Annotated in this window: 12 protein-coding genes; 4 read left to right on the top strand and 8 right to left on the bottom strand. The window is 70.1% G+C overall.

Going from position 1 to position 13,842, the window contains the following annotated elements:
• Nucleotides 1–27: 27 nt before the first annotated feature.
• The 5 genes from IH26_RS0135270 to IH26_RS0135250 are packed head-to-tail and all read right to left on the bottom strand — an operon-like array spanning nt 28 to nt 4,916.
• Entirely contained in the window at nt 28–1,017 is a 990-nt protein-coding gene (locus IH26_RS0135270; RefSeq protein ID WP_030440606.1) for a zinc-dependent alcohol dehydrogenase family protein, read from the bottom strand.
• On the bottom strand, nt 1,014–1,829 hold the full coding sequence (locus IH26_RS0135265) for a carbohydrate ABC transporter permease (protein ID WP_030440605.1): 816 nt from the start codon (nt 1,827–1,829) through the stop codon (nt 1,014–1,016). The genes IH26_RS0135270 and IH26_RS0135265 overlap by 4 nt, the downstream gene beginning before the upstream one ends.
• Nucleotides 1,826–2,755, bottom strand: coding sequence for a carbohydrate ABC transporter permease (locus IH26_RS0135260; protein ID WP_030440604.1), 930 nt, complete (start codon nt 2,753–2,755; stop codon nt 1,826–1,828). Before IH26_RS0135260 ends, IH26_RS0135265 begins: the two co-directional genes overlap by 4 nt.
• A complete protein-coding gene (locus IH26_RS0135255; RefSeq protein WP_030440603.1) occupies nt 2,755–4,104 on the bottom strand; it encodes an ABC transporter substrate-binding protein in 1,350 nt (449 codons plus the stop codon). Before IH26_RS0135255 ends, IH26_RS0135260 begins: the two co-directional genes overlap by 1 nt.
• Nucleotides 4,105–4,154: 50 nt before the next feature.
• Nucleotides 4,155–4,916, bottom strand: coding sequence for a DeoR/GlpR family DNA-binding transcription regulator (locus tag IH26_RS0135250; RefSeq protein WP_030440602.1), 762 nt, complete (start codon nt 4,914–4,916; stop codon nt 4,155–4,157).
• Nucleotides 4,917–5,169: 253 nt separating this feature from the next.
• On the opposite strand from IH26_RS0135250, the gene IH26_RS0135245 reads away from it, so the two are divergent.
• Nucleotides 5,170–7,428: a putative bifunctional diguanylate cyclase/phosphodiesterase gene (locus IH26_RS0135245; RefSeq protein ID WP_157437550.1), complete on the top strand. Its 2,259-nt coding sequence runs from the start codon at nt 5,170–5,172 to the stop codon at nt 7,426–7,428.
• 6 nt (nt 7,429–7,434) lie between these two features.
• On the opposite strand, the gene IH26_RS0135240 is transcribed toward IH26_RS0135245, so the two are convergent.
• Both IH26_RS0135240 and IH26_RS58690 read right to left on the bottom strand, forming a co-directional pair.
• Entirely contained in the window at nt 7,435–8,535 is a 1,101-nt protein-coding gene (locus IH26_RS0135240; protein WP_030440600.1) for an alpha/beta hydrolase family protein, read from the bottom strand.
• 48 nt (nt 8,536–8,583) lie between these two features.
• Nucleotides 8,584–9,597, bottom strand: a complete 1,014-nt coding sequence (locus IH26_RS58690) for a DUF4240 domain-containing protein (RefSeq protein WP_084599349.1) — start codon at nt 9,595–9,597, stop codon at nt 8,584–8,586.
• 127 nt (nt 9,598–9,724) lie between these two features.
• Between IH26_RS58690 and IH26_RS0135230 the strand changes: the two genes are divergently transcribed.
• Nucleotides 9,725–10,165 (top strand): MarR family winged helix-turn-helix transcriptional regulator, encoded by a 441-nt coding sequence (locus tag IH26_RS0135230; protein WP_030440598.1) that lies wholly within the window; start codon nt 9,725–9,727, stop codon nt 10,163–10,165.
• 25 nt (nt 10,166–10,190) lie between these two features.
• Nucleotides 10,191–11,948: an MFS transporter gene (locus IH26_RS0135225; RefSeq protein ID WP_034216672.1), complete on the top strand. Its 1,758-nt coding sequence runs from the start codon at nt 10,191–10,193 to the stop codon at nt 11,946–11,948.
• Nucleotides 11,949–11,952: 4 nt separating this feature from the next.
• On the opposite strand, the gene IH26_RS0135220 is transcribed toward IH26_RS0135225, so the two are convergent.
• Nucleotides 11,953–12,543, bottom strand: coding sequence for a TetR/AcrR family transcriptional regulator (locus tag IH26_RS0135220; protein WP_030440596.1), 591 nt, complete (start codon nt 12,541–12,543; stop codon nt 11,953–11,955).
• Between the two features lie 81 nt (nt 12,544–12,624).
• Here IH26_RS0135220 and IH26_RS0135215 point away from each other — a divergent pair, with 81 nt between their 5' ends.
• The gene (locus IH26_RS0135215; RefSeq protein ID WP_030440595.1) at nt 12,625–13,839 is read left to right on the top strand and encodes an MFS transporter; all 1,215 of its coding nucleotides are present in this window, start codon (nt 12,625–12,627) and stop codon (nt 13,837–13,839) included.
• Nucleotides 13,840–13,842 lie beyond the last annotated feature (3 nt).

The raw sequence follows: 13,842 nt of genomic DNA, 5'->3' as shown, positions 1-13,842 counted from the left end.
GAGGAATGGCACGAACGGCCGCCGACCTCACGGTTCGATGAGGATTTTCCGACCTTCGCCCCGGCGGAACTGATCGAGCGCGGCCGCGTACGAGGTCAGCGGGAATCTGTGCGAGACGAATATCGATGGGTCGAGGACGCCGGCGGCGAGCATCTGCCCGGCCCGGTCGAAGCTGTGCAGCACCGCCATCGACCCGGTAATGGTGATCTCGCGGCGATAGATCTCGTACGGCTCGATTTCCACCCGTGCGTCATAGTTTGCCACGCCAAATTGGAGGAACGTCCCACCGCGGCCGACTCGGGACAATCCGTCCCTTATGGCCGCCGGGGCGCCGGTGCAGTCGATCACGACGTCGAACCCGCGCGGCGCGATCAGCTCGTCGGCGACGGTGGTCGCCGCCGAGCAGCCGAGCCGTTTCGCGGCCGCCAGCCGTGCAGGATTTAAATCCACCATGGACACCGACTCGGCGCCGGAGCGTTTGGCCAGCTCCAGCATCATCAGGCCCATCGTGCCGGAGCCGTAGATCAGGTACGACGAGGCCAGCCGCCGGGGCAGCACGTCGAAGCCGCGCACGGCGCAGGACAGCGGCTCGATCAGCGCCGCGTCCCGCGCCGGCAGCGACGCCGGGAGCTTGAACAGGTTCGCCATCGGCGCGGCCACCAACTCGGCCGCGCCGCCCGGGACGGTCACCCCGATCGCGGCCCAGTTCTCGCACTGGTTGCCCCGGGCCCGCTTGCAGTAGTAGCAGTATCCGCAGTACAGCGACGGGTCGACGGCCACCTGGTCGCCGACCGCGTAGCCGGTGACCGCCGAGCCGACCGCGACGATCTCGCCGGCCAGTTCGTGCCCCGGCACGATCGGGAACGCCGGGGCGAACTCGCCGTCCATGATGTGCAGGTCGGTGCCGCAGATGCCGACCGCGGCCGGCCGCACCACCACCTCGGCCGGCTCGGGGGTCGGGTCGGGCACCTCCCGGATCTCGATCGTCCCGGGCGTGACGACGACGGCTGCTTTCACTTGACGGCTCCCATCGACAGGCCGCGGACCAGCTTGTTCTGCGCCACCCAGCCGGCGATCAGCACCGGCAGCGAGACCAGCGTCGCCGCCGCGCAGAGCCGGGCCAGGAACAGCCCCTCGGACGAGATGAACCCGACCAGGAAGATCGGCGCGGTGCCGGCGTTGGTCGCGGTCAGGTTCACCGCCAGGAAGAACTCGTTCCAGGCGAAGATGAAGCAGATCAGCGCGGTGGCCGCGAGGCCCGGCGAGACGATCGGCATGATGATTTTCCGAATCGACGTGGGCAGCGACGCGCCGTCCACCTCGCCGGCCTCCAGCACCTCGCGCGGCACCTCCAGCAGGAAGCTGCGCATCATCCAGACCGCGAGCGGCAGGTTCATCGCCGTATAGAGGATGACCATGGTCCAGATGTTGTCCAGCATCCCTAGATGCTTCGCCAGGAGATAGACCGGGAGCAATGCCGCGACCGCCGGCATCATCTTGGTGCTGATGAAGAAGAACAGTGCGTCGGTCCACTTCGCGACCGGGCGCAGCGAGAGGGCGTACGCCGCGGGCGTCGCCAGGCTCACCACCAGCAGCGTGGAGAAGACGCTGGCCATCAGCGAGTTGAGCAGGAACGGCGTGATGTTGCGGTCGAAGACCTGCTCGTACTGATGCAGCGTCGGGGTGAAGACCCAGGCCGGCGGGTTGCTGGCGGCCGCCTCCTCCTGCTTGAAGCTGGTCAGCACCATCCAGATCACCGGGAAGACGAAGACGATCCCGGCGATCCAGGCGACCGTGCCCCAAACGGTGTTGCCGATCCGTTTGTTCATCGGTGCTCCTCTATCCGGAAGAGGCTCGAGATGACCCGCAGCGCGAAGGTGGCCACGATGATCGTCAGGAGCACCACGATCACGCCGGCCGCCGACGCCTCGCCGTACTCGAACTTGCGGAAGGTGGTCAGGTAGATCTCGTACGGCAGGTTGGTCGTCGCCGTGCCCGGCCCGCCCTGGGTGATGCTGAAGACCGCGTCGAACGTGTTGACCAGGTAGATCGAGCCGAGCAGGCCGCCCAGTTCGAGGTACTGCCGCAGGTGCGGCAGGGTCATCCAGCGGAAGATCTGCCAGGGTTTCGCGCCGTCGACCCGGGCCGCCTCGATCACCTCGGTCGACTGCGACTGCAGGCCGGCCAGCAGGATCAGCATCATGAACGGCGTCCACTGCCAGACCAGCGTGGTGATCACGGCGCCCTTCGGGTATGACGAGATCCAGTCCGTCGAGCCGCCGAAGATGCCGTTGATCAGGCCGTACGCCGGGTTGAAGATCGCGTGCTTCCATAGCAGGGCGGCCGCGATCGGCATCACCAGGAACGGTGTGATCAGCAGGGTCCGGACGATCGGCCGCCCGACGAAGCTGCGATCCAGCAGCAGAGCCAGCCCGAGACCGAGAATCATCGAGAAGATCACCGCGCCGGCCGTCAGGATCACCGTGTTGACCAGCGCCGCGCGCAGCCGCTCGTCGGTCAGCACGGTCACGTAGTTGTCGAAGCCGATGAACTTGTGCTTGCCCGGCTTGAGCGCGTTCCAGTGCAGCGTGGAGAGGTAGAGCGTGTAGAGGAACGGGATCTGCGTGATGACGATCGCGAAGACGAGGGCCGGCAGCAGCGGTGCCCGGCGTATCCAGCGTTCCCTCGGGCCGCCCCTGGTGGGCCGGACGGGCGGCTGGATCCGCTCGTCCGGCCGGGCCACCATGGTGGTCATCACTTGTAGTTCTTCGCCACGTCTTCGGCCATCTTCTGGCCGTCGGCCAGGGCCTTGTCGACCGTGGTGCTGCCCGCGATGGCGGCGCTCACCTCCTGCGACACCTTGGTGCCGAGGTCGGCGAACTCCGGGATGCCGACGTACTGGACGCCCAGCGCCGGCCGCGGTTGCAGGCCTGGGTTCTGCGGGTTGGCGTGTTCGATCGAGCCGAGCGTGACGTTGGCGAACGCCTTGGCCGAATTCAGGTAGTCCGGGTTGCTGTACGTCGAGGTGCGCTTGCCGGACGGCACCCGGGACCAGCCGAGCTTCGCGCCGACCAGGTTCTCGTAGTCCTTGCTGGTCGCCCAGGAGATGAACTTCCAGGCGGCGTCGGCCTTCTTGGTGGTCTTCGGCATCGCCCACGCCCAGGTCCACAGCCAGCCGGAGTACTCGGTCTTGTCGACCGGCGCGTACACGTAACCGACCTTGCCGGCCACCTTGCTCGCGTTCGGGTCCTCGAGCGTGCCGGCCGCCGACGTCGCGTCGTACCACATGGCCGCCTTGCCCTGGCCGAACGTGTTGAGGCACTCGGTGAAGCCGGCCTGCGGGGCGCCGGACTCGCCGTACTTCTTCACCAGGTCGACGTAGAACTGGGTGGCCGCGGTGAACTCGGGCGCGTTGACCTTCGGCGTCCAGTCTTTCTCGAACCAGGTTCCGCCGTACGTGTTGACCACGGTCGTCAGCGGCGCGAAGAGTTCGCCCCAGCCCGGCAGGCCGCGCAGGCAGATCCCGGCCACACCCTTGCTCTTGTCGTTCAGCTTGGCCGCGAAGTCGGCGACCTGCGCCCAGGTCGGGTGCTCGGGCATGGTCAGGCCCTTGGCCGCGAACAGGTCCTTGTTGTACATCAGGAACGAGGACTCGCCGTAGAACGGCGCCGCGTACATCTTCCCGTCCTCGCCGCTGACCGCCTGGACCATCGGCTTGAGCAGGTCGTTGGCGTCGTAGCCGGCATCCGCCTGGGCCTGCGTGGAGAGCTCGTGCAGCCAGCCGTTCTTCGCCCAGATCGGCACCTCGTACGCGCCGACCGTGGCGACGTCGTACTGCCCGCCCTGGTTCGCGACGTCCTGGGTGACTTTGTCGCGTAGTTCGTTCTCCGGGAGGATCGTGAACTTCACCGTGATCCCGGTCTGTTTGGTGAAGTTGTCGGCGGTCAGCTTCTGGATGTCCTCCATCTGCGGGTTGCCGACCATCAGGGCGGTGATCGTCTTGTCGTCACCGCCGCCGCTGCTGCCGCCGGTCGAGCCGGCGCCCGAGCAGGCGGTGGTCAGGAAAAGGAGAGCGGCCGCCGCCAGGGCGAGTTTTTTGGGCATGGTGGAACCTCCGTTTTATGCGAAAACGGCTGGGGGAAAGCGATTTCTTGCTAGACCCGGATGACCTGCGGTCCGAGCCTCGCGTAGCGGTGCGCCTCGGAAACCGGAAGCGCGGTGTCCGTGACCAGCGTTTCGAATTCGGCTACCTCGGCGAATTTGCAAAACGTGCGGACGCCGAATTTGGTGTGGATGCCGACGAAGATCCGTCGGCGGGCGGAGCGGACGGCGTGCGCCTTGATGTCGGCGACCGCCGGGTCCGGGGTGGTCAGTCCGGACTCGCGGGAGATCCCGTTCGCGCCGATGAAGGCCAGGTCGATCACGAAGCCGGCGAGCATCCCGGCCGCCCAGTGGTCGACGGTGGCCAGCGTCCGGCCGCGTACCCTGCCCCCGAGCAGGAGCACCGTGGCCGGCGTCGAGGCGGCCAGCCAGGCCGCGGTGTGCAGCGAGGCGGTCACCACGGTCAGCGGCCGGTCGGTGGGCAGCGCCTCGGCGATGAGCTGCGGGGTGAATCCCTCGTCGATGAATATCGTTTCGGCGTCGCCGATCAGGCCGGCCGCCGCGGCCGCGATCCGCCGTTTCTCCGGGACCCCGCGCGTGGTCCGGATCGCCAGGTCGGTCTCGAATTTCGCGGTCTCGACCGGGTACGCGCCCCCGTGCGTACGCCGGATCAGGCCATGCTTTTCAAGCAGCCGCAGGTCGCGGCGAATTGTTTCGGCCGAGACGTTGAGTTCGGCGGCGAGCTTGGCGACATTGACCTCGCCGTGCCGGCGGGCCAGCGTGACTATCTGGTGGTGCCGTTCGTCGGAATTCACCTCGCCACCTCCTCCGCTTCAGCCGTGGAGTATTTGTAACACCGGGGAAATCGTGTGGCCCGCATCACCGTCCAGGCAACTTCGTGGCATCCGTGCCCGTTGCCCCCTCGTGTCCCACAGCGTATTTGCCTGCTTACCCCAACAAGTCCGACAAAACGAATGCCCGTTTCTCTGGTCGGACCGCCCACTTCGTGCCCGACGATGCCCGGGTCGTTCTCCTCAAGTGGCTCCGGGCCCGGCCGACTGACATGCCGTGCTCGCGACTCAGCAACTGACGGAGTTCCTCTCCGTCGTCGCCGACCGGCCCGGCGGTCCGGCCGCACAGCGCGCTGCCGTCGAGTGCGCCGCCCAGGCGCTGCGGGCCGACGTCGCGGTGCTGATGATCGACGACGGGGTGGTCGCCGCGGTCGGGCTCGCCGCGGACGAGGTCCCGGCGTACGCCCTGACGGAGGTCGCCGCCGGCCGCCGCCACACGCTGGATCTGGCTGGCGTCCCGCACGCCGTCACCTCCGCCCCGATCGAGACCGAGGCGCCGGGTCTGCTGGTATTGGGCCGGCGCGGGGACGTCCCGTTCAGCGCCGAGCAGGTCACGCTGCTGCGCTGCATCGCCCGGGTGCTCGAGCTCAGCCTGCACTCGCTGCAGATGATCGAGTCGGAGCGCCGGTACGCCGAGGAGAACGACCGGCTGCACGACTCGCTCCAGCAGCGCCAGCGCCTCTTCGAGAAGCTCACCGAGATCCAGCGCGCGATCGCCCGCCGCAACCCGGTCGACGAGATCTTCCAGGCGGTCACCGACGCCGCCAGCGAGCTGCTCGACGTCGAGATGGCCACCTTCAACCTGGTCGACCGGGACGACCCGCACACCGGCAGCATGACCGCCGCGACCGGGGTGCCCGCGGCGGTACAGGCCCGGGTGCAGCGCGTGCCGCTGTCCGCCGGCGGCGCCTCCGGCCTGGCCGTCCTCGGCGACGAGCTGATCATGATCGAGGACTACACGGTCTCCCCGATCGTCATCCCGGCGATGCAGATGGCTCACCTGCGGTCGGTGATGGCCACGCCGGTGCACGAGAACGGCAAGGCGGTCGGCTGTCTCACCGTCGGCATGTACACCCGGGCCCGGGAGTGGGACAAGCCGGCCCAGGAAATGATCAAAGCGTTCGCCGAGCACCTGAGCCTCGCGCTCACCGACTCGCGCACGCTCGAGGCGATGAACCTGGCGTTCCTCGACTCGCTGACCGGCCTCGCCAGCCGCGCGCTCTTCCAGACCCGGATGGAGGAGGCCCTGATCGGCGACGATGAGGGCGCGACCGTCCTCTTCATCGACCTCGACCGGTTCAAGGTGGTCAACGACTCGCTCGGGCACGCGGCCGGCGACCAGCTGCTGGTCGGGGTCGCCGAGCGGATCCGCTCCTGCCTGCGGGAGGGCGACACGGCGGCCCGGCTCGGCGGCGACGAGTTCGCCGTGCTGCTGCCGCGGATGTCCGATCCGGCCCTGGCCGAGCCGGTGGCCGCCCGGCTGCTCGACGAGCTGCGCCGGCCGTTCGAGCTCAACGGCGCCGAGGCGTACGTCAGCGCCAGCATCGGCATCGCGTTCAGCCGGCCCGGCGAGCACACCGCCCAGGAGTTGCTGGTCGACGCCGACCTCGCGATGTACCAGGCGAAGAAGCACGGCAAGGACAAGTTCCAGCGGTTCGAGCCGGAGATGCGGGCCGAGTTCCAGGCCACCATCGACCTCGAGGCCGACCTGCGGCGCGCGCTCGTACGGCACGAGTTCGAGCTGCGCTACCAGCCGATCGTGCACCTGGCCAGCGGCGAGATCTCCGGGGTGGAGGCGCTGATCCGCTGGCAGCACCCGACCCGCGGCGTCGTCCCGCCGATCGACTTCATCCCGCTGGCCGAGGAGACCGGCCTGATCGTGCCGATCGGCGAGTGGGTGCTGCGCGAGGCCACCCAGCGGGTCGCCGAGTGGAACCGGCGCCGGGCCGGCATGCCGCTGACCGTGAGCGTGAACATCTCGGCCGTACAGCTGGAGCAGTCGACGCTGCCGCAGGTGGTGCAGTCGGCGCTGGACAACAGTGGCCTGCCGGCCGGCCGGCTGACCCTCGAGCTGACCGAGTCGCTGCTGGTCGATCATCGCCCGGCCACGCTGCAACGGCTGCATGAGATCAAGGACTTGGGCGTACGCCTGGCCATCGACGATTTCGGCACCGGCTACTCGTCGCTGGCCTACCTGCGGCGCTTTCCGGTCGACATCATCAAGATTGACAAGTCCTTCGTGGACGACGTGGTGGACGAGCCGACCGCGGCCGCCCTCACCCACGGCATCATCCAGCTGGGCCGGGCGCTGCAGCTGTCCACGGTCGCCGAGGGGATCGAGCACGCCGACCAGCTGACCTCGCTGGCCGGCGGCAACTGCGAGCTCGGGCAGGGCTACTACTTCGCCGAGCCGCTCACCCGATCCGCCTTCGACGACCTGTTGTTCCCGGTGGACGTGCCGAACGAGTGCGAGTGACTCGGGTCAGGGCAGGTAGCGCACCTCGGGGAAGGCCCGGCTGGGACCGGACAGCAGGTGGTTGTCTCGCCCGCGCAGGTGCAGGTCGAAGAACGCCAGCGGGTACGCCTGCTGGATCTTGACGGCCCGTCCCGCGTCGAGCGTGCCGTTCCAGCCCTCCAGCTCGGCCTCGCTCATCCCGGTCGCCCGCGCCAGCTGCGCGACGAACAGCTGATAATCGGTGTACGAGCGGTGCAGCCCGCCGTCGGCCTGCACGTTCAGCCGCCAGCCGCGCAGCTGCGACCAGAACTCGGCGACGGCCGGCTCGGCCGCCCGGGTGAACTCCGCGGTCATCATCATGAACGGCCGGTCCAGCACGCCGTCGACGGCCGGCTCCATCGGGCCGTCCAGGCTCAGCCCGGCCCGGACGCGGCGGTCCGCGAACAGCACGCGGGCGGTGGCGGACCCGCCCTTCGACCAGCCGAACATCCCGACCCGGCGCAGGTCGAGCGCGTCGGCGAGGCCGGCCGGCAGCACCCGCCCGGCGCACAGCTCGTCGAGGCGGTCGAGCACGAACCGGATGTCGGCCGCGAAGTCGGCCGGCCCCATCGGGATGTCCTCCGACGGGACCAGCACCCGCCCGTCGGGGAACTCGACGAACGCGTCGTCGGTGCGGTCCACCGTGACCACCACGTACCCGTGGCTGGCCAGCTCCTGCACGGTGATCGTGGTGTCGGCCCGCTGATCGTGCGCGCCGTGCGAGAAGAGGACGACCGGGAAGCGCCCGCGGCGCACCGGCGCGCCGAGGTGGCCCGAAGTGATCGGCGCGAGGGCGACGTCGGCGGGGAAGCCGGCGTTCTCCAGGAGGTCCCGCAGCACGGCCGGCTGCGTGTACGGCACCAGCGGACACCGCTCGACGCTCCGGGCGGGGTACCAGACGCTGATCATCAGGTCGCGGGACCCGTCGACCAGGAGCACCGGAACGGTCCCGATCGGGTGGGGCCCGGTGGGACGGGGCAGGTGGAGCCGGGCCGGGGCGGCGATGGCGCGACCCGGAAGGCCCAGCGGGATGGCGGCGGCGACGGCGAGCGCGGCCGCGGTGAAGCTCCGGCGCGAAATGGTCTCCATACCCTCAGCGTATACGCTGAGGGTATATCCGGGAAGGATAGATATCCGTCAGCCGAAGAACTCCTGGATCTGGGTGAGCGTCAGATAGCCCTGCTGCTCGAGCTCGGCCGGCAGTTCGGGGAGCGGCTTCGTGGTCAACGGCACCTGCGGGACGTTCGGCGGCAGGGTCGGCACCGGCGGAGTCGGTGGCAGCCCGGGCATCGACATGGCCTGCCGGATCACCTCGAACATGCCGCGCACCTCGGTCGCCGCCCGGCTCGCCAGATCGGCGCCCTCGCCGGGCAGTGCGCAGGTGAAGTTGGCCCGCAGCCGGTCGCCGCAGCGACGGATGTCCGCGCTGGGCCGCAGGTGGTCGAGCCGGCCCTCGGCGACGATGCCCAGCTCGCAGGCGGCCAGCCCGGAGCGCCCCCACCAGGCGCGCCAGGCCGGGTCGGCGTCCAGGGTCAGCGCCACGTGCCGCAGCGCGATCATGTAGTCCTGCGGGGCGCTGCCCTCGTCGGTGGTGCCCATGTGCGGCCGCAGCCACGCTCCGCCGACGGATGGTCCAGGCGTGGGTGGAGGCACAGCTCCGCCGACTGATAGTCCAGGCTTGGGTAGGGGCACAGCTCCGCCGACTGATAGTCCAGGCTTGGGTAGGGGCACAGCTCCGCCGACTGATAGTCCAGGCTTGGGTAGGGGCACAGCGTGCGTGTCGACCTCGGGCCGGTGCTGCCAGTCGCCGCGGGTGGAGGTGCGGAAGGCCCGCTCGGCGACCGGGAGCAGGTGGGCGCCGGGCCGGTCGGTGTACGAGGCGAGGGCGGCGGGCGCGCTCAACACCCTCCGGTACGCGCTGGCGCCGGCGGCGACGGCCGCGCAGCGTACGCCCAGGAACGAAACGCCCGAGGCGGCCACCGCGCGGTAGTGGTCCGGGGTGTCCAGCGCGTGCAGCGCCCGGGCCAGATGGTCGGCGAAGTCCCGGATGTCCGCGGCACCGTGGTCGGAGAGCTCGTCGACCAGGCGGTCGATGTCGGCCGGATCGGGGCCGAGCCGGTCGACCAGGTCCCAGAAGGTCTGCTCGTCCATGACCGCATGCTGTCACCACCGCCGCGCCGGGCAGAGCAGGCGCGTACGGCACGTTTGGGCGAATTGCGCGATGAGCGCTGCGTCACGTCGAGGATAAACCTGTATAAGGCAGTGATATAACTGGGAGGTGCGGCAGACAACCTCCCTCTCGGCTGAGGACGCGGCGATCGCGGCCGGCTTCGAGCGCTTCTACGAACTGCTCCGCCGTCTCACCCCGCGCTCCGAGCTGAGCCTCACCGCCGCGTCGACGCTGCACCGGCTCGACCGCGGCGGCCCGCGCCGGCTCTGCGAGCTGCACGCGCCCGAGGGGGTCAGCCAGCCCGCGATGACGCAGCTGGTGACCCGCCTGGAGAAGGAGGGGCTGGCCCGCCGGGGCTCGGACCCGGAGGACGGCCGGGCCGTGGTCGTGACCATCACCGATGCCGGTCGCGAGGCGGTGGCCCGGCGCCGGGAGGGGCGCACCCGGGCGCTCGCCGCGCTGCTCGAGCAGTTGCCCGCCGAGGAACACGCCGCGCTGGTCGCGGCGCTGCCCGCGCTGGACCGGCTCAGCGGCCTGCTCGCCTCCTGATCAGTACAACCCGAAGGACTATCGCGTGCTCTCTGTGGATCACCCCCGCTACAAATGGGTCGCGCTGTCGAACACCACGCTCGGCAACCTGCTCGCCACGATCAACTCGTCGATCGTGCTGATCTCGCTGCCGGCGATCTTCAAGGGCATCAACGTCAACCCGCTCGAGCCCGGCAACGTCAGCTACCTGCTCTGGATGCTGATGGGCTACATGCTGGTCACCGCCGTGCTGGTGGTCACTCTCGGCCGGCTCGGCGACATGTACGGCCGCGTCAAGATCTACAACGCGGGCTTCGCGATCTTCACGATCACCTCGATCATCCTGTCCCTCGACCCGTTCGACGGCGGGGGCGGCGCGCTCTGGCTGATCGGCTGGCGGGTGGTCCAGGCGATCGGCGGCGCGATGCTGATGGCGAACTCCGCGGCGATCATCACGGACGCGTTCCCGGCCGCGCAGCGGGGCATGGCGCTCGGCGTGAACATCGTCTCGGCGCTGGCCGGCTCGTTCATCGGCCTGGTGCTGGGCGGCGTGCTCGCCGAGTGGGACTGGCGCTCGATCTTCTGGGTGAACATCCCGCTGGGCGTGCTCGGCACCGTCTGGGCGTACCGGTCGCTGCACGACACCGGCGTTCGCCGGCACGCGAAGATCGACTGGTGGGGCAACGCGACCTTCGCCGTCGGCCTCACCGCCGTCCTGGCCGCGATCACGTACGGGATCCAGCCGTACGGTGGTCACACCCAGGGCTGGACGAACCCGTGGGTGCTGGCCGGGCTGATCGGCGGCGTGGCCGTGCTGATCGTGTTCGGCGTCATCGAGTCCAGGGTCGCCGAGCCGATGTTCCCGCTCGGGCTGTTCAAGAACGTCGGGTTCGCCACCGGTAACGCCGCGAACCTGCTGGCCAGCGTGGCCCGGGGCGGCCTGCAGTTCATGCTGATCATCTGGCTGCAGGGCATCTGGCTGCCGCTGCACCACTACAGCTACGAGTCCACCCCGTTGTGGGCCGGCATCTACCTGCTCCCGTTGACGATCGGCTTCCTCGCGGCCGGCCCGATCTCCGGCTACCTGTCCGACAAGTTCGGCCCGCGGCCGTTCGCGGCGGGCGGCCTGCTGGTGATGGCGGCGTCGTTCGTCGGCCTGCTGGCGCTGCCGGGCGACTTCAACTACGCGGTGTTCGCGGTGCTGATCTTCATCAACGGCCTGGGCGGCGGCCTGTTCGCGGCGCCGAACACCAACCTGGTCATGTCGAGCGTCCCGGCGAACATGCGCGGCGCCGCCTCCGGCATGCGGGCCACCTTCCAGAACGCCGGCCAGGTGCTCTCCATCGGCATCTTCTTCTCGCTGATGGTGGCCGGTCTCGCCGGTTCGCTGCCGCACACGCTCTCGGCCGGCCTGACCCAGCAGGGCGTGCCGGCCGCGACCGCCAACACGATCGCCCAGCTGCCGCCGGTCGGCACCCTGTTCGCGGCGTTCCTCGGCTACAACCCGATCGGCCAGCTGCTCGGCCCGCACGTGCTGGGGGCGCTGCCGGCGGCCAACGCGGCCAAGCTCACCGGCCTCCAGTTCTTCCCGCGGCTGATCGCCGATCCGTTCCACGACGGGCTGGTGATCGTCTTCTGGATGGCGATCGGCCTGCTGGTGGTCGGCGCGATCGCCTCGCTCGTCCGCGGGAAGAAGGCCCCGGCCGACTTCGTGAGCCGCGAGGCCGCGGCCAAGGCCGAGATCTCCGACGCGCAGCCGCTGTCGGCGGCCACCGGCGTGGCCGAGCCGATCGACTCGAAGTAACGCGTTACCGGGTCGCGGCCGCCAGTAGCTGGGCGGCCACGGCCCGGGCCAGCGCCGCCGCGCCGGCCTGCTTGTCCATCCGCGCGCCGACCGAGGCGCCGTCGTAGAGGATCATCAGCTGGTCGGCCAGGGCCGGCGCGTCGGCGACCCCGGCGTCCCGGGCCAGCTCGGTGAACAGCCCCCTGGTCCAGGCGCGATTGGCATTCGAGACCTGCTCGACCGCGCCGCCCTCGGCCACCGACTCGGCGCTGGCGTTGTAGAAAGCGCAGCCGCGGAAGCCGGGGGTGGCGGTCAGCTCGGCGAGCACGTCGAAGACGCCGAGCAGCCGGTCGCGCGGGTTGTCGAAGCGCTCGAGGCCGGCCAGCAGCCGCTTGCGGCGGATCTGGTGCCGATTTTCCAGGTACGCCCGGACCAGCTCTTCCTTGCTGCCGAAGCTGCTGTAGAGCGACGCCTTGGCGACCCCGGCCCGCTCGATGATGCGGTCGATCCCGACGGTGTGCACGCCCTCGGCATAGAACAGCTCGTCGGCCGCGGCGAGCAGGCGCTCGCGGGCGGACGGCTTCTTCACCGGGGCGGAGGGTGATGCGGCGGACATGTATTTGACGATACCAGACAGACCTGTCTACCCTCGTCGAGGCAGACAGACCTGTCTGTTAGTCAACCCGGGGGGAACCTCATGACCACCGTCGCCGACACCAGGCCGGCTGTCCGCAACCAGCGGCGACTGTCGCGCTCGGTCGCGTTCGCGGCGATCGCCGCTGTCTTCGTGACCTTCGCGGCCGCCTCCGCCGCGCCCTCCCCGCTCTACGTCGTCTACCAGCACCTCTGGGGCTTCTCGCCGACCACGCTCACCGTGGTCTTCGCGGTCTACGTGCTCGGCCTGATCGGCGCGCTGCTCACCCTCGGGGCGCTCTCCGACCACATCGGCCGCCGCCCGGTGCTCGCCGCCGCGATCGCGCTCGAGGCCACCTCGCTCGCGCTCTTTCTCACCGCCGGCGACGTGACCGTGCTGCTGGTGGCCCGCCTGCTGCAGGGCATCGCCACCGGCGCGGCGCTCACCACGCTCGGCGCCGCCCTGGTCGACCTCAACCCGCCGCACGCGCCCGGCCGGGCCGGCCTGATCAACGGCATCGCCCCGGTCGCCGGGCTGGCCGTCGGCGCGCTCGGCTGCGGCGCCCTGGTCCAGTTCGCTCCCGAGCCCACCCACCTGGTCTGGGCGCTGCTGCTGGCCGCGATGGTGCTGGCCGGCTACGTGGTCGCCCGCATCCCGGAGACCTCGGCCCGCCGCCCCGGCGCCGTCGCCTCGCTCGCCCCCCGGCTGGGCGTGCCGTCCCGGCTGCGGGCCGACGTCCTGGCGCTGGTCCCGATCATCGTGGCCAGCTGGGCGATCGGCGGGCTCTACCTGTCCCTCGGCCCGTCGGTGGCGGCCGGCGTCTTCGGGCTGACCAACCACCTGGTCGGCGGGTTCGTCGTGACACTGCTCTGCGGGACCGGCGCGATCACCTCGTACGCGATGCGCAAGCAGCCCATCCCGCGGGTGCTCACCGTCGCCGCCGCCCTGCTCACGCTCGGCTCGGTGGTCAGCGTGCTGGGCCTGGAGTGGTCGAGCGTCACGCTGGCCGCGGTCGGCACGGTGATCTCCGGCATCGGCTTCGGCGCCTCGGCACTCGCCTCGTTCGGCACACTGGCCACCCTGGCGGCGCCGCACGAGCGGGGCGAACTGCTCGCGGTGGCACTGGTGATCGCGTACACCGCGTTCAGCGTCCCCGCCGTGATCGCCGGTTTCGCCGCCACCTCGTTCGGCCTGCACCCGGTGGCCCTGGTCTACGGCGTGTCGGTGGCCGTCCTCGGCGCGCTGGCCCTCATCGCCCAGCGTCTACGCACGCGTTAGTCC

It is taken from the genome of Actinoplanes subtropicus (assembly GCF_000721705.1).
GTDB lineage: Bacteria > Actinomycetota > Actinomycetes > Mycobacteriales > Micromonosporaceae > Actinoplanes > Actinoplanes subtropicus.
Note: the sequence above shows the minus strand (reverse complement) of the source record. Positions and strands in the feature narration are given on the sequence as shown.